At 65.2% G+C, this 16401-nt stretch carries 14 protein-coding genes; 11 read left to right on the top strand and 3 right to left on the bottom strand.

Going from position 1 to position 16401, the window contains the following annotated elements:
• From N825_RS19480 to N825_RS19470, 3 genes are all read left to right on the top strand, one after another.
• A partial coding sequence (locus tag N825_RS19480) for an NAD(P)(+) transhydrogenase (Re/Si-specific) subunit beta (protein WP_037455789.1) occupies positions 1 to 619 on the top strand: 619 nt, incomplete at its 5' end.
• Between the two features lie 543 nt (positions 620 to 1162).
• Positions 1163 to 1939, top strand: a complete 777-nt coding sequence (locus tag N825_RS19475; RefSeq protein ID WP_051512607.1) for a calcium-binding protein — start codon at positions 1163 to 1165, stop codon at positions 1937 to 1939.
• A 156-nt stretch (positions 1940 to 2095) separates the two neighbouring features.
• A complete protein-coding gene (locus N825_RS19470) occupies positions 2096 to 3313 on the top strand; it encodes an aminotransferase-like domain-containing protein (RefSeq protein WP_037455628.1) in 1218 nt (405 codons plus the stop codon).
• Positions 3314 to 3370: 57 nt separating this feature from the next.
• On the opposite strand, the gene N825_RS19465 is transcribed toward N825_RS19470, so the two are convergent.
• Both N825_RS19465 and N825_RS19460 read right to left on the bottom strand, forming a co-directional pair.
• A complete protein-coding gene (locus N825_RS19465; RefSeq protein ID WP_037455625.1) occupies positions 3371 to 5056 on the bottom strand; it encodes a cation acetate symporter in 1686 nt (561 codons plus the stop codon).
• Complete coding sequence (locus tag N825_RS19460; protein ID WP_037455623.1) at positions 5053 to 5364, bottom strand: DUF485 domain-containing protein; 312 nt, start codon at positions 5362 to 5364, stop codon at positions 5053 to 5055. Before N825_RS19460 ends, N825_RS19465 begins: the two co-directional genes overlap by 4 nt.
• 597 nt (positions 5365 to 5961) lie before the next feature.
• On the opposite strand from N825_RS19460, the gene N825_RS39025 reads away from it, so the two are divergent.
• Entirely contained in the window at positions 5962 to 6207 is a 246-nt protein-coding gene (locus N825_RS39025; protein WP_157619390.1) for a hypothetical protein, read from the top strand.
• Positions 6208 to 6222: 15 nt separating this feature from the next.
• Here N825_RS39025 and N825_RS19455 read toward each other — a convergent pair whose 3' ends face one another.
• Positions 6223 to 6972, bottom strand: a complete 750-nt coding sequence (locus N825_RS19455; protein WP_037455621.1) for a sulfite exporter TauE/SafE family protein — start codon at positions 6970 to 6972, stop codon at positions 6223 to 6225.
• A gap of 98 nt (positions 6973 to 7070) precedes the next feature.
• On the opposite strand from N825_RS19455, the gene N825_RS19450 reads away from it, so the two are divergent.
• The 7 genes from N825_RS19450 to sucC all read left to right on the top strand — a co-directional run bounded on the left by N825_RS19450 (position 7071) and on the right by sucC (position 16401).
• Complete coding sequence (locus N825_RS19450) at positions 7071 to 8018, top strand: LysR substrate-binding domain-containing protein (protein WP_037455616.1); 948 nt, start codon at positions 7071 to 7073, stop codon at positions 8016 to 8018.
• 181 nt (positions 8019 to 8199) lie between these two features.
• Positions 8200 to 8409 (top strand): cold-shock protein, encoded by a 210-nt coding sequence (locus N825_RS19445; protein ID WP_037455614.1) that lies wholly within the window; start codon positions 8200 to 8202, stop codon positions 8407 to 8409.
• Between the two features lie 532 nt (positions 8410 to 8941).
• Positions 8942 to 9631 (top strand): GntR family transcriptional regulator, encoded by a 690-nt coding sequence (locus tag N825_RS19440; RefSeq protein WP_051512606.1) that lies wholly within the window; start codon positions 8942 to 8944, stop codon positions 9629 to 9631.
• Between the two features lie 41 nt (positions 9632 to 9672).
• Positions 9673 to 11439: an oxalyl-CoA decarboxylase gene (gene oxc, locus N825_RS19435; RefSeq protein WP_037455609.1), complete on the top strand. Its 1767-nt coding sequence runs from the start codon at positions 9673 to 9675 to the stop codon at positions 11437 to 11439.
• A gap of 65 nt (positions 11440 to 11504) precedes the next feature.
• Positions 11505 to 12779 carry a formyl-CoA transferase gene (frc, locus tag N825_RS19430; RefSeq protein WP_037455607.1) on the top strand — a complete coding sequence of 425 codons (1275 nt, stop codon included), beginning with the start codon at positions 11505 to 11507 and terminating at the stop codon, positions 12777 to 12779.
• A gap of 162 nt (positions 12780 to 12941) precedes the next feature.
• A complete protein-coding gene (locus N825_RS19425) occupies positions 12942 to 15098 on the top strand; it encodes an acetate--CoA ligase family protein (RefSeq protein WP_051512605.1) in 2157 nt (718 codons plus the stop codon).
• A gap of 103 nt (positions 15099 to 15201) precedes the next feature.
• A complete protein-coding gene (sucC, locus tag N825_RS19420; protein WP_037455604.1) occupies positions 15202 to 16401 on the top strand; it encodes an ADP-forming succinate--CoA ligase subunit beta in 1200 nt (399 codons plus the stop codon).

Raw genomic sequence — 16401 nt, 5'->3', positions numbered from 1 at the left:
CAAGGGCATGAACCGGTCGATCTTCAACGTCATCCTGGGCGGCTTCGGCGGTGACAGCGCGGCCGCCGCCGCCGGTGGTCCCGCGGGAGACCGCACCGTGCGGGCCGGTTCGGCGGAGGACGCGGCGTTCATCATGAAGAACGCCTCGTCGGTCATCATCGTGCCGGGCTATGGCATGGCGGTGGCGCAGGCGCAGCACGCCCTTCGCGAGATGGCCGACCTGCTGAAGGAGGAGGGCGTCGAGGTCCGCTACGCCATCCACCCCGTCGCCGGCCGCATGCCCGGCCACATGAACGTGCTGCTGGCCGAGGCCAACGTGCCCTATGACGAGGTGTTGGAGCTGGAGGAGATCAACCGCGACTTCGGCCAGACCGATGTCGCCTTCGTGATCGGCGCCAATGACGTGACCAACCCGGCGGCCAAGACCGATCCGACCTCGGCGATCTACGGCATGCCGATCCTGGACGTCGAGAAGGCCAAGACGGTGGTCTTCATCAAGCGGTCGATGGCGTCCGGCTATGCCGGTGTCGACAACGAGCTGTTCTTCCGCCCCAACACGATGATGCTGTTCGGCGACGCCAAGAAGGTCGCCGAGGAGATCGTCAAGTCGGTCGCCTGACCGAGCCTCAAGGAACTCCCCGCCAAGGAACTCACTGCCCCTCTTCGATCGTCGCGCACGCATTTGCCTCCCCTGCAACCTGACGTGTGGTGCCGTCGTCCGAAAGTCACGGATGACCGGTCGGAGAGGGGTCTTTTATCAAGCGGCGGCCGTCCAATGGCCGCCGCTTTTGTTTGTTCGGCTCGACGCATCCGGTCGGAAGCGCCGTCGATGATACGAAAATGAAATTTTCAAATGAAAATTATCTTTGAAAGAGCCAGTGACCTTTGTCACGGTTGTTTAACATCGAGACCTCCCTGCGCGGTGTCACGGCGAAGATTTCTTTCAAAACCAACCGCATAGCGTCGTACGTATCATTCTAAATACGGCCATCTCTTGAGTGAAGCCAGATAAACTGACGGAACTAACACCTATTATAATTTGCCAGACATCGACGATGGGCGGATATGTCGAAGCGGTGATTTTGCTGGTCTCCAAACGTGAAAGACCAAACTTCACCCCTAAGACATGATCTTTCCCAGCTACGGCAAAATGGGTGCTCAAATGACAGCGATCCCTATCGTCGGCACTGAAGATCCCGATATTCTCTTTGGTACGCCCGAGGCCGATCAAATCGATGGACTGGGCGGCGCCGACCTGATCAACGGCTTGGCCGGCGATGACATCATCAACGGCGGCGCCGGCGCCGATATCCTCATCGGTGACGATGGCAACGATACCTTCAACACCGGAACCGAGGGCGATCTCGTCCTGGCTGGCTCCGGCAACGACACCGTGGGAGGCATGGCCGGAGCCGATTTCGTGTTCGGCGGGGACGGAGACGACTTGGTCGCCTGGAACGACCCCGACGGCGACGTGGTGTTCGGCGAGGCCGGCAACGACATCCTACGCGGCGGCGATATCGCGGCCGACACTATCTTCGGAGGCGAGGGAGACGACCTGATCCGAGCGGTCGCCAACCAGTCGCTGGAAACCCACGCGCCGGACATCCTGCACGGCGATGGCGGCAACGACACGGTGATCGGCGGCAACGCGGCCGACACGATCGAGGGGGGTGCCGGCGATGACTTCCTGGCCGGCTTCGGCGGCGCCGATCACTTCGTGTTCCGCTTCGACGCCGGAGGAGACGACCTCATCGTCGATTTCGACAAGACCTTGGATGTGGTCGATCTCGTCGGTTTCGGCGCCGGCTTCGATCCGCTGGCCCATCTGAGCGCGTCGACCTCCGGTACCGTGCTCGACCTGGGCGATGCCGGGCAGATCGAGTTCCTGGGCGTCCTGGTCAACGAGTTCGCCGCCGACGACTTCGCCATCGCCTGACCGGATGACCGCGGGGGCGCCGACGGGGTGGGGCGCGACACCGTCGCCGCCAGGGCGCGACGGCGTGGCGCCCCTTCCGCACCTCGGCACAAGCCACTTGAATTATCATTGGGGCGGTGACATGACAGCCTGAACACCACGAGGAACGCCTTCCAAATGATCGATTGGGACGCTCGATACGCGAAGCGGGCCGGCCGCATGGCCGCCTCCGAGATCCGCGAGTTGCTGAAGCTGCTGGAGCAGCCGGATATCATCTCGTTCGCGGGAGGCATTCCGGATCCCGCCCTGTTCCCGCAAGCCGAGATCGCGGCGAGCTACCACGGCATCCTGTCCGACCCGGCCCGCGCCGCCGCGGCCCTGCAATATTCGGTCAGCGAGGGTTATCCGCCGCTCCGCGAATGGCTGGCCGGCTACATGGCGAACCTGGGCGTCCCCTGTGGCCGCGACAACATCATCATCACCAATGGCTCGCAGCAGGCGCTCGACTTCCTGGGCCGCCTGTTCATCAATCCCGGCGACCCGGTGCTGGTCAGCGACCCGACATATTTGGGCGCCTTGCAGGCGTTCAACAGCTACGAACCGAGCTATGTCCATTTCCCACACGACTTGGCCGGGGCGGCTGGTTTCGAACCCGGTGGGGCCAAGCCGGCGTTCGGCTACATCATGCCCGACTTCCAGAACCCGACCGGGGTCAGCATGGACATGGCGGAGCGCGAGGCCGTTCTCGGCCTGACCCACAAGCTGGACATCCCGCTGATCGAGGACGCGGCCTATGAGAAGCTGCGCTACGACGGCGAGCCGCTGCCGCCGCTGCTGGCGCTGGAATGCGAGCGCGCCGGCGGGATCGACAACGGCCGCGTGATCTATTGCGGCACCTTCTCCAAGACGGTGGTGCCGGCCCTGCGACTGGGCTGGGTGGTGGCGCCGCGCGAGGTCATCCGCAAGCTGGTGCTGATCAAGCAGGCCAGCGACCTGCACTCCGCCACGCTGAACCAGATGGTCATGTTCGAGGTGGCGTCGAAGACGCTCGACGCCAACATCGGCCGCATCCGCTCGACCTACAAGGCGCGGCGGGACGCCATGCTGGCCGCCCTGGAAAGCCACATGCCCCAGGAGGTCACCTGGACCAAGCCGCTAGGCGGCATGTTCATCTGGGTGACCATGCCGGAACGGCTGGACGGCGCCAAGGTGCTGCACCGGGCGATCGACGAGGCCCGGGTCGCCTTCGTGCCGGGCGGCGCGTTCCGGTCCGACGCCTCAGGGCGGAACACCTTCCGGCTCAGCTTCTCGCTCTCCGATGTCGACAGCATCGCCAAGGGAATCGAGCGCTTGGGCGACGTGCTGAAGTCGGCGATCGAAGCCAACGCCGATTGATCCGAGGAACCGCCGGGGAGGGGCGCTGGTCCCCCCTCCGGCGGTGATCCGCTGGTATCAGTGCGCCACGGCTCCGGACGCGCCGATGCCGGTCTGGGACCGGACGTTCTGATCGTCGAACGCGTCGCGCTCCCTCAGCGCCGACGCGCTGCGGTCCAGCTTGGACACCACGATGGTCACCAGGAAGGCGAGCGTCATGGAGAACAGGGCCGGCTGCTCGTAGGGGAAGATCGGCGCGGGGTTCTCAAGCACGACGACCCAGACCGCCTTGGACAGCACGACGCAGACGACGGCCGAGATCAGGCCGGTCAAGCCGCCATACAGCGCGCCGCGTGTCGTCAGACCCTTCCAATACATTGACAGGATGAGCACCGGGAAGTTGGCCGAGGCCGCGATGCCGAAGGTCAATCCGACCAGGAACGCGACGTTCTGCTTCTCGAACAGGATGCCGAGCACCACCGCCAGCACGCCCAGCGCCAGCGAGGCGATCTTGGAGACGCGCATCTCCTCCTTCTCCGTCGCCTTGCCCTTGCGGATGACGCGCGCGTAGATGTCGTGGGAGATCGCCGAGGCTCCGGCGAGCGCCAGTCCGGACACGACCGCCAGGATGGTGGCGAAGGCGACCGCCGACAGGAAGCCCAGGAACAGGTCGCCGCCCAGCGCCTTGGCCAGATGCATCACCGGCATGTTGCCGCCGCCGATGATCTTGCCCCCGATCTTGCCGCCCTCGAAGAACCGCGGATCGGTGCCGACGATGGTGATGGCCGCCAAGCCGAGCACCGCAACCACCAGGAAGAAGAAGCCGATGAAGCCCGAGGCCACGAAGACGCTCTTGCGCGCCTCCTTGGCGTTGGGGACGGTGAAGAAGCGCATCATGATGTGCGGCAGGCCGGCGGTGCCGAACACCAGGCCCAGCGACAGCGACACGGCGGAGACGGGATCGGCCAGCAGCGAGCCCGGCGCCATGATCTTGATACCGGCCTTGTGGGACGCCACCGCCTGCGCGGCCATGAAGTCGAGGTTGAAGCCGAAATACGCCAGCGCCAGGATGCCCAGCACCGATCCGCCGCCCAGCAGAAGCACGGCCTTGATGATCTGGACCCAGGTGGTGGCGATCATGCCGCCGAAGGTGACGTAGACCACCATCAGCACGCCGACGATCACGACGGCCACCGCATAGTCGAGACCGAACAGCAGCTTGATCAGCTGGCCGGCGCCGACCATCTGCACGATCAGATAGAAGCACACGACCGTCAGCGATCCGATCGCCGCGAAGGTCCTGACCTTGGCTTGGTCGAGGCGATAGGATGCGATGTCCGCGAAGGTGAAGCGGCCCAGGTTGCGCAGACGCTCCGCGACCAGGAACAGGATGATCGGCCAGCCGACGAAGAAGCTGATGATGTAGATGAAGCCGTCGAAACCGGTGGAGAACACCAGACTCGACAGCCCCAGCAGGGTGGCGGCGGACATGTAGTCGCCGGCGATCGCGAGGCCGTTCTGGAAGCCGGTGATGCCGCCGCCCGCAGTGTAGAAGTCGGCCGCCGACTTGGTGCGGTTGGCCGCCCAATAGGTGATGCCGAGCGTGCCCATCACGAAGATGAGGAACATGATGATGGCGGTCGGGTTGATCGCCTGCTTCTCCGCGGCGCCAAGATCGTTGGCGGCGAAGGTGGGATCCGCGAAACTGGACAGCGCCGCCAGCACGATGAGGCTGGCGGCGCCGACGCACAGGAAGCGCCTCATTCCGCGGTCTCCCGGATCAGGTTTTCGGTCAACTCCTCGAACTCGCCATTGGCGAAGTGGGAATAGACCCCGGTCAGCAGCCAGGAGACGATGATGATCGCCGCCCCGATCGGAGCGCCGATCGTCAGCGTCATCCCCTCGCCCAGCGGCCTGCCGAGCAGGCTGGGAGCGAAGGCCACCACCATCATGAAGCCATAGTAGCTGACGAGCACCAGCGCCGAGAGGATGAAGGCCAGCCTGCCGCGCTTCTTGACCAGGATCCCGTAGTTCGCGTTCTGGCGAACCCTGGCATAAATCTGATTGGACATGACGCCCCTCCCAAGTCGTTCCCCGTACCGACCGGTCGGCGCTCGCCTGCGGGTGGACTGGCGGTTGCCCCAGCATCCTCGGAGACGCTCGACGGAGGGTCGATATCTTGGTGATCCGCTACACCACGCGGGTGGTGACCAGCCATGGGTGTTATGTCGCAGGGCGCGAACGGGGTGATGGAACCCCAACCCGCGGCGGCGCATGGCGCCTGTCACGCCCGGCTTCCGAAAGTCGCCGACCGTGGGGCGTCAAACCAAGACCGCGACAAATCAGCCTTTCCCGATCCATCAGGCCGAATAAGCCGAAGTGAACATTCGCGTCGAAGGATGTCGGTTGCCCGAGAATTTCCCTTGCCGCATAAGTGTATAATCATTTCCTGGAGCGGAAATAAAATTCTTGATTAACGGCTTCTAAGTGTTTATCCAGATTTACTAAGCATGCGTAAATCGAACTGGCGCATAGATGCGACTTGCATGACTCCATATGATACCAATACTATTAGTGTAATCTACAGAGCTGGACCCTGGCCCGAGGAAAAACTCCTGATTCGCGGCCACGCGACTTCGCAATCGATGTCATCACAACGGGACCATCACATGTCTGGTCGTCGCGCGGATCTTGAAGACACCATCTCGTATCTGAGTTCGCGAGCCGGGTCGGACTCGGCGAAGATGCGCAACCTGATCGACCGCCTGATCGCGGTTCGGGACGGACTATGCGACGATCCCGACACCTGCCGCCGGTGCCCGGCGGATTGCCATCGGGCCGACAAGTACTATCGGATCGGCGAAACCGTCGCGCGATGCGACGCGGATGGGCCGCTGCCAAGCGCCGCGGAATAACCGCGGTCCCGACCGTCACGCCAGTCCCTTCACGGCCAGATGCGCGCCGAGCATCAGCAGGCCGGCGAAGAAGCAGCGGCGGAAGACCAGGGCCGAAACCGCGCGCCGGACCCATTGCCCGGCGAACACGCCCAGCACCGCCGGCGCCAGCGCCAGCAGCGAGTATCCCGCGCCGCGCGGATCCAGGGCACCGGCCCCCGCGAGGGAACCGGCGAGCGCCAGGGTGGAAACCGTGAAGGAGAGGCCGAGCGCCTGCACGAGATCCTCCTTCTCCAGCCCAAGCGCCTGAAGATAGGGAACCGCGGGAATCACGAACACGCCGGTGGCGGCGGTGACCAAACCGGTCGCGGCTCCGGCGAGCGGCCCCAGCCACCATTCGGCGCCAGCGGGAACGCGCCGCGGGCGGATCGCCAGCAGTCCGAACGCCGCGTACACGACGAGGGCGATCCCCAAGCCGGCGGAGGCGGTTCCGGCCCCCGATCCCGTCAGCGTGCCGGACCCAGCCCAGGTGCCGGCGCAAACCCCCGCCAGCATCGGCCACAATCGGCGAACCAGCGGGCCCAGCGCCGGTCCCGCCGCCATCTGCCAGACATTCGTCAGGAGCGAAGGCACGACGACGAGCGCCGCCGCTTGATCCGGTGGCATCACCAGGCTGAGGAGGCCGATGGCGACCGTCGGCAGACCGAGGCCGGTGACGCCCTTGACGAGGCCAGCCAGCAGGAACGTGGCGGCGACAAGATGAAGATGGTCGATCAGACTGGACATGGCCGCGACGATGAGCCCCGTTCCGGGGAGTCACAATGCGGGAGTCGTTGAGCCTGCCTTCGTTTGAGCCATAGGCTGGACCGCGCTATGCTCGCGGCATGAGTTTCGACCTAACCGACCTGCGCCTGTTCGCCGCCGTGGTGGAGGAGGGCAGCATCACCGCCGGCGCCAGCCGCGCCAACCTCGCCTTGGCTTCGGCGAGCGCGCGCGTGCGCGGGATGGAGGAGGCTCTTGGGGCGCCGCTGCTGGAGCGGGGCAGGCGGGGCGTGTCGCCGACACCGGCCGGCCGCGCCCTGGTCCACCACGCCCGACTCGTGCTGGAGCAAATGGAACGCCTGCGCGGCGACCTGCGCCAGCACGCCCGCGGCGGCCCGCGCGGGCATGTGCGGCTGCTCTCGAACACGGCGGCGCTGGAGGAATACCTGCCGAACGTCCTGGCGGGCTGGCTCGCCGACAATCCCGGAGTCGATGTCGACCTGGAGGAGCGCCCCAGCGTCGAGGTGGCGCCCGCGATCGCCCAGGGTCACGCCGAGGTCGGCGTCCTGGCGGATCTGGCCGGGACCGAGGGACTGGAGACCCATCCCTTCCGGACCGATCGGCTGGTGCTGGTGGTTCCGCGCGGCCATCGGCTGGGCGACCGGCGCGCCGTGGCCTTCGCGGACGCGCTGGATGAGGATTTCGTCGGCTTGACGCGAACCAGCGCCCTGGCCGAACACTTGGCGGCTCACGCGGCGCGTCTCGGACGCCCGCTCAAGCCGCGTGTCGGCCTCACTGGATTCGACGCGGTTTGCAGAATGGTCGAGCGGGGCGTCGGCGTCGCCGTGGTGCCGGAGAACGCCGCCCGACGCTGCCGCGGGACCCTGGCGATCGATACCGTGGGGCTGACCGACGCCTGGGCCACCCGCCGGCTGGTGGTCTGCGTCAGGCGCCTGGACGCGCTGCCGGTTCACGCGCGCAGGCTGGTCGAGCATCTCCGGTTGTCGCGTCACGATTCGGAGGATCGGGCCGATCCGAAAGCGGCTTCGGAAACAGGTGTTTCAAAGTAATTTATGGTTGGACACAAAATCGCGCTTGTATGCGGCGCAATCCTAGGCCATCTTCCGCCTGTCGAGTGCTGCTCTGGGTAACGTGTTGTCCAGCCCCATCCGTGGGACTGGGTCTCTCCCCGAAGTGAATTTGATGCCCCTCACATGTCGTGGGGGACAACGCCATTTAAGGGGATTACCCATGGCTATCGGTACTGTTAAGTGGTTCAACACCACCAAGGGTTTTGGTTTCATCGAGCCGGAGAACGGCACGGCTGACGTTTTCGTGCACATCTCGGCCGTCGAGCGGTCGGGCATGGGCAACCTCGCGGAAGGCCAGAAGGTCTCCTACGAGGTCGTCAACGACCCGCGTCGTGGCAAGAGCTCGGCCGAGAACCTGCGCGCCGTCTAAGCGCCGCGGACTTGGTACAAGAAAAGGGCGGCTTCGGCCGCCCTTTTTTGTTGTCTGGAATTTGGGTCGATGGGTCAGTTCAGCAGCCTTGGATATTGATTCAAGGCGGCCCTAAGTAGACGCGGCCTCCGGCCGCGTTCACCCCGCGAACAATACGCCCTTGGGCACGCGGCCGCTCCGGTAAAGCAGTGGTTTGTAGGTCGGCTATGGCGCAGCGGCAGCCGACACCACTCCCGACGCGCCTGCTTGTCGGCTGCCGCTGCGCTGTAGCCGACCTACGGTTGATTTCACTCCCCATGCGATGATCCTTCACGGGCCGCGACCGAACAGGTCGATTCCGCACTGCAAAATAGCGCGAAATCGAAGGTTTCCGCCGCCGAAAAGAAATGTCGTTTCATCCCACAAAGGCGCTTGTCGCGTAGACCGTATCTGGTATACAATATTTTTCATTCAGAGGCCGGAACGCGAATACCGAGCCGAACACCGGACGAAGTGCAACAGCGCTAAAGAGCCGGGACGGGTGGAGACAGTGATGAACACCATGAAGTTCGCGGTCGAGCCCCTGGACACGGGGGCGAGTTTCAAGACCAAGGCCTATGCCGCTCTCAAGAGCGCCATTTCGCAGATGGGTATCTATGACCATCCCAGCGAGATCCGGCTCGACGAGCGGCAGCTCTGCGAGGCCCTGGGCGTCAGCCGCACCCCGGTGCGCGAGGCGATGGCGTTGCTGGAGCGCGAGGGCTTCGTGCGCTCGGTTCCCCGGCGCGGCATCTTCGTGGTCCGTAAGACCAAGCGCGAAATCATCGAGATGGTCACCGTCTGGGCGGCGCTGGAAAGCATGGCGGCCCGGCTGATCACGCAGCGGGCGACCGACGCGGAGATCCGGGACCTGGAGGAGCTGTTCCTGGGCTTCTCCGACGCCGGGCTGGACGAGCACCTGGACGAATACTCCGATGCCAACATCCAGTTCCACCAATCGATCATCCGGTCGTCCGACTGCACGCTGATCAACGAGATCACCGAGAACCTGTTCGTGCATATCCGGGCGATCCGGAAGATCACCATCCAACAGAACGACCGGGCGCATCGGTCGATCGTGCAACACCAACATATCATCGACGCGCTGAAAAAGCGGGACGCGGATCTGGTCGAACGGCTCGTGCGGGATCACACGCTCGATCTGGCGGCCCATGTCGAGAAGCACTGCGACTTTCTCGACTGACCGATCTTGAACCTTTAGGAAATCGGGGAGGAGCTACTCACATGTCAAGTGCGGTCGCAACAGCGGTCAAGAACCAAGCCGCGGACACATCGCAAACCGGCGCGCCGCCGGCGTTGACGGATGGCTTTCAGCTCGTCATCGACGCGCTCAAGCTCAATGGGATCGAGAATCTCTATTCCGTGCCCGGCATTCCGATCTCGGATCTGCTGCGTCTGGCGCAGGCCGAGGGCTTGCGGGTCATCTCGTTCCGCCACGAGCAGAACGCTGGCAACGCCGCCGCGATCGCGGGATTCCTCACGAAGAAGCCCGGCATCTGCCTGACGGTCTCGGCGCCTGGTTTCCTCAACGGCCTGACGGCGCTGGCCAACGCCACCACCAACTGCTTCCCGATGATCCTGATCAGCGGATCGTCCGAGCGCGAGATCGTCGACCTGCAACAGGGCGACTACGAGGAGATGGACCAGCTGGCCATCGCCAAGCCCTTGTGCAAGGCGGCCTTCCGCGTGCTGCACGCCGAGGACATCGGCATCGCCGTGGCGCGCGCGATCCGCGCCGCCGTGTCGGGCCGTCCGGGTGGCGTCTATCTCGACCTGCCGGCCAAGCTGTTCTCGCAGGTGGTGGAGATCGAAGCCGGCCGCAAGTCGCTGGTCAAGGTGATCGACCCGGCGCCCGCCCAGATTCCGGCCCCCAGCGCCGTCATCCGCGCGCTCGACCTGCTGAAAGGCGCCAAGCGCCCGCTGATCGTGTTCGGCAAGGGTGCGGCCTACGCGCAAGCCGACGACGAGATCCGCGCGCTGGTCGAGAAGAGCGGTCTTCCCTTCCTGCAGATGAGCATGGCCAAGGGCCTGCTGCCGGACACGCATCCGCAGTCGGCCGGGGCCGCGCGCTCCACCGTGCTGAAGGACGCCGACGTCGTCATGTTGGTGGGCGCCCGCCTCAACTGGCTGCTGTCGCACGGCAAGGGCAAGACCTGGGGCGAGCCCGGATCGAAGAAGTTCATCCAGATCGACATCGAGCCCCGGGAGATGGACAGCAACGTCGAGATCGTGGCACCGGTGGTCGGCGACATCGGGTCCTGCGTCTCGGCCCTGCTCGCCGGGCTGGGTGACAAGTGGCAGGCTCCGCCGGCCGACTGGATCAACACGATCAACACGAAGAAGGAAGCCAACATCTCCAAGATGGCGCCGAAGCTGATGAGCAACGCGTCGCCAATGAACTTCCACGGGGCGCTGGGCGCGCTGCGCCGGGTGACCGCCGAGCGGCAGGACGCCATCCTGGTCAACGAGGGCGCCAACACGCTCGACCTGGCGCGCGGCATCATCGACATGTACCAGCCGCGCAAGCGCCTGGATGTCGGCACCTGGGGCGTCATGGGCATCGGCATGGGCTACGCCGTCGCCGCGGCGGTCGAGACCGGCAAGCCGGTGCTGGCGATCGAGGGTGACAGCGCGTTCGGGTTCTCGGGCATGGAGGTGGAGACGATCTGCCGCTACAAGCTGCCAGTCTGCGTCGTCATCTTCAACAACAGCGGCATCTACCGCGGCACCGACGTCAACCCGACGGGTGGGGACGATCCGTCGCCGATGGTGTTCGCGGCGAACTCCCGCTACGACAAGATGATGGAGGCTTTCGGTGGCGTCGGCGTCCATGTGACGAACCCCGACGAGCTGTACCGCGCCGTCAGCGAGGCGATGGACAGCGGCAAGCCGACCCTGGTCAACGCGGTCATCGACCCGGCGGCCGGCACCGAGAGCGGCAACATCGGAAGCCTCAACCCGACCAGCTCCGTCCGCAAGGCGGCGCCCTGACGATATCCGGCTCCAAGAGAATACGGCCAAAAAACACAACACGAGAGACTTCCGGGAGGAATGCGGTGGCCAAGGCACTCGAAGGCATCAAGATTCTCGATTTCACCCACGTCCAGTCGGGACCGACCTGCACCCAGCTGCTCGCGTGGTTCGGCGCCGACGTGATCAAGGTGGAGCGCCCCGGCGAGGGCGACATCACCCGCGGTCAGTTGCGCGACATCCCCGACGCCGACAGCCTCTATTTCACGATGCTGAACCACAACAAGCGGTCGATCACGCTCGACACCAAGGCGCCCGAGGGCAAGAAGGTGCTCGAGGAGCTGGTCAGGACCTGCGACGTGCTGGTCGAGAACTTCGCGCCGGGCGTCCTGAAGCGGATGGGCTTCTCCTGGGAGCGCATCCAGGAGCTCAACCCGAAAATGATCGTGGCCTCGGTCAAGGGCTTCGGTCCCGGCCCCTACGAGGACTGCAAGGTCTATGAGAACGTGGCGCAGTGCGCCGGCGGCGCCGCCTCCACGACCGGCTTCGACGACGGCCCGCCGCTGGTCACCGGCGCGCAGATCGGCGACAGCGGCACCGGCCTCCACCTGGCGCTCGGCATCGTCGCGGCGCTCTACCAGCGCAACACCTCGGGCCGGGGACAGCAGGTCCTGGCGGCCATGCAGGACGGCGTGCTGAACCTGTGCCGCGTCAAGCTGCGCGACCAGCAGCGGCTCGCCCATGGCCCGCTGAAGGAATACCCGCAGTTCCCGCATGGCGAGTTCGGCGACACCGTGCCGCGCGCCGGCAACGCGTCCGGCGGCGGCCAGCCGGGCTGGATCCTGAAGTGCAAGGGCTGGGAGACCGATCCCAACGCCTACATCTACTTCATCGCCCAGGCGCCGGTGTGGGAGAAGATCTGCAACGTGATCGGCAAGCCGGAATGGATCACCGATCCGGAATACGCCAAGCCGGCCGCCCGCCTGCCGAAGCTGAAGGACATCTTCGCGACGGTCGAGGAATGGACCATGACCAAGACGAAGTTCGAGGCCATGGAGATCCTCAACAAGTTCGACATCCCGTGCGGTCCGATCCTGTCCATGAAGGAGATCGCCGAGGACCAGTCGCTGCGCGCCACCGGCACGATCGTCGAGGTCGATCACCCGACCCGCGGCAAGTACCTGAGCGTCGGCAACCCGATCAAGCTGTCGGACAGCCCGACCGAGGTGACCCGGTCGCCGCTGCTGGGCGAGCACACCGAGGAGATCCTCCGTGACGTGCTTGGCTTCGACGAGAATCGGATCGCCGAGATCAGGAACTCCGGCGCCGTCGGTCAGGCGCAGCGCTTGGCCGCCGAGTGACCTGACGAGGTTCGCGCGGGCGGGGGAAGTGACGCCCCGTCCCGCGGGACCGCCGGACCAGAAGAATTCGACCCCGTGGAGTCCCTAGGGCAATTCCGCGAAAGCCCCTCCATGGCTGCGACATGCGGGAAACTCCAGAAGACCATCAGAGAGGAAACCCCAATGACTGCGGTAATCGATAAGGTAACGAGCCAGAGCACCAAGGACCTCGTCGCCCGCCTGCTCGCCAAGGCGAAGGCCGAGGGCCGCGACAGCCTGACGGCGCCGGAAGCCAAGGAACTGTGCGACGTCTACGGCATCCCCGTTCCCCAGGAAGGCCTCGCCAAGACCGCCGACGACGCCGTCAAGCTCGCGGAAGGCATGGGCTTCCCGGTCGTGCTGAAGATCGTCTCGCCCCAGATCCTGCACAAGACCGAGGCCGGTGGCGTGCTGGTCGGCGTCAAGTCGGCCGACGAGGCGCGCGCCGGCTTCCAGAAGATCATCGACAACGCCAAGGCCTATGACGCCAAGGCCGACATCCATGGCATCCAGGTCCAGCAGATGCTGAAGGGTGGCCAGGAGGTCATCGTCGGCGCCGTCACCGACCCCAGCTTCGGCAAGCTGGTCGCGTTCGGTCTCGGCGGCATCCTGGTCGAGGTCCTGAAGGACATCACCTTCCGTCTGGCGCCCGTCTCCCGTGAGGAGGCGCTGTCGATGCTCGACGGCATCCAGGCCGCCGAGATGCTGAAGGGTGTCCGCGGCTCCGAGCCGGTCGACCGCGAGGCGCTGGCGACCATCCTGGTCAACGTCTCCCGCCTGGTCGACGAGGTCCCCGAGATCGTCGAGCTGGACCTGAACCCGGTGTTCGCCCGGGCCGACGGCGCCACCGCCGCCGACGTCCGCGTCGTCCTCGACTTCAACGCCAAGGTCCAGCGCTATCGTCCGAACGAGGAGGAGATCCTCGAGAAGATGAACCGGATCATGAAGCCCAAGGCGGTCGCCGTGATCGGCGCCTCGATCGAGGACGGCAAGATCGGCAACTCCGTGATGAAGAACCTCATCAACGGCGGCTACAAGGGCGACATCTACCCGGTCCACCCGAAGCTGCAGGAGGTCCTGGGCTACAAGGCGTACAAGAGCGTCAAGGACATTCCCGGCGACGTCGACATCGCCGTCTTCGCGATCCCGGCCAAGTTCGTGGCGCAGGCCCTGACCGAGGTTGGCGAAAAGGGCATCGCCGGCGCCATCCTGATCCCGTCGGGCTTCGCCGAGACCGGCAACGTGGAAGGCCAGGACGAGCTGGTCGCGATCTCGCGGAAATACGACATCCGCCTGATGGGTCCGAACATCTATGGCTTCTACTACACCCCGCTGAACCTGTGCGCGACGTTCTGCACGCCGTTCGACGTCAAGGGCAAGGCGGCGCTGTCGTCCCAGTCCGGCGGCATCGGCATGGCGATCATCGGCTTCAGCCGGTCGACCAAGATGGGCGTTTCCGCGATCGTTGGTCTTGGAAACAAGTCCGACATCGACGAGGACGACCTGCTGACCTTCTTCGAGCATGACGACAACACCCAGATCGTCGCCATGCACCTGGAGGACCTGAAGGACGGTCGCGCCTTCTCCGAGGCCGCCAAGCGGGTTTCCAAGAAGAAGCCGGTTGTCGTGCTCAAGGCGGGCCGCACCTCGATGGGCGCCCGCGCCGCCAGCTCCCACACGGGCGCCTTGGCCGGCGACGACAAGATCTACGAGGACGTGCTGAAGCAGAGCGGCGTGATCCGCGCCCGGTCGCTCCAGGATCTGCTGCAGTTCGCCCGCGGCGTTCCGGTGCTCCCGACCCCCAAGGGCGAGAACGTGGTGATCATCACCGGCGCCGGCGGTTCCGGCGTGCTGCTGTCCGACGCCTGCGTCGACAACGGCCTGGACCTGATGACCATGCCGGCCGACCTGGACGCGGCGTTCCGCAAGTTCATCCCGCCGTTCGGCGCCGCCGGCAACCCGGTCGACATCACGGGTGGCGAGCCTCCCAGCACGTATCAGAACACCGTGCGGCTGGGTCTCGAGGACGAGCGCATCCACGCCCTGATCCTTGGCTACTGGCACACGATCATCACCCCGCCAATGGTCTTCGCCAAGGTCATGGTCGAGGTCGTCGAGGAGATGCGCGCCAAGGGCATCGATAAGCCGGTGGTTGCGTCGCTCGCCGGTGACGTGCAGGTCGAGGAGGCCGCCGACTATCTCTATCAACACGGCATCGTCGCCTACCCCTACTCGACCGAAACGCCGGTTGCGGTGCTAGGCGCAAAGTACAAGTGGGCACGGGCGGCGGGCTTGCTGTAATACTTGCAACATTCCGCATCGTGGGAGCGGGTTTCGGCCCGCTCCCACGGCTCCCCCCGGGAGAGGACGCGGAACAAGAAATAAATGCCCAGGGAGGGCCTCGATGAATATCCACGAGTATCAGGCAAAGGCCCTGCTCAAGCGCTATGGCGTCGCCGTTCCGCGCGGCGGGGTGGCCTTCAATCCGGCGGACGCCGAGAAGATCGCCAACGAGCTGGGCGGCCCGGTCTGGGTGGTCAAGTCCCAGATCCACGCGGGCGGCCGAGGCGCCGGTCGTTTCCAGAATAATCCCGAAGGGAAAGGCGGCGTCCGCGTCGTCAAGTCGGTCGCCGACGTGTCGGCCAACGCCGGCGAGATGCTGGGCCAGGTCCTGGTGACCAAGCAGACCGGCCCGGCGGGCAAGGAGGTCAAGCGCCTCTACATCGAGGAAGGCTGCGACATCAAGCGCGAGCTGTACCTGGGCTTGCTGCTGGACCGCGCGACCTCGCGCGTCACCATCATGGCGTCCACCGAGGGCGGCATGGAGATCGAGGAGGTCGCCCACGACACTCCCGAGAAGATCCACAAGGTCGCGATCGACCCCGCCACCGGCATCTCCGGCTTCCACGCGCGGCAACTGGCCTATGGGCTGGGGCTGGAGGGCAAACAGGTCAATTCGGCGGTCAAGCTGATCCTGGCGACCTACAAGGCCTTCGTCGAGCTGGACGCCTCGATCGTCGAGATCAACCCGCTGGTCGTGACCGGCTCGGGCGACATCATCGCCCTCGACGCCAAGATGAACTTCGACGACAACGCGCTGTTCCGCCACAAGGACATCGAGGAACTGCGCGACCCCGACGAGGAGGAGGCCTCCGAGCGCGAGGCGGCCAAGCACGAGCTGAACTACATCAAGCTGGACGGCAACATCGGCTGCATGGTCAACGGCGCCGGTCTGGCGATGGCGACCATGGACATCATCAAGCTGTACGGCGGCGAGCCGGCCAACTTCCTGGATGTCGGCGGCGGCGCCACCCGCGAGCGGGTCACCACGGCGTTCAAGCTGATCCTCTCCGACAAGAACGTCGAGGGCATCCTGGTCAACATCTTCGGCGGCATCATGCGCTGCGACGTCATCGCCGAGGGCGTGGTCGCGGCGGCCCGCGAAGTTTCCCTCCATGTTCCGCTGGTCGTCCGGCTGGAAGGCACCAACGTCGACATGGGCAAGCGCATCCTCGCCGAATCGGGCCTCCCCATCCTCTCCGCGGACGATCTGGCGGACGCCGCCAAGAAGATCGTCAACGCCGTCCAGAGAAAGGCCGCCTGA

Origin of the sequence: Skermanella stibiiresistens SB22, assembly GCF_000576635.1 — a bacterium.
Classification (GTDB): Bacteria; Pseudomonadota; Alphaproteobacteria; order Azospirillales; family Azospirillaceae; genus Skermanella; species Skermanella stibiiresistens.
Note: the sequence above shows the minus strand (reverse complement) of the source record. Positions and strands in the feature narration are given on the sequence as shown.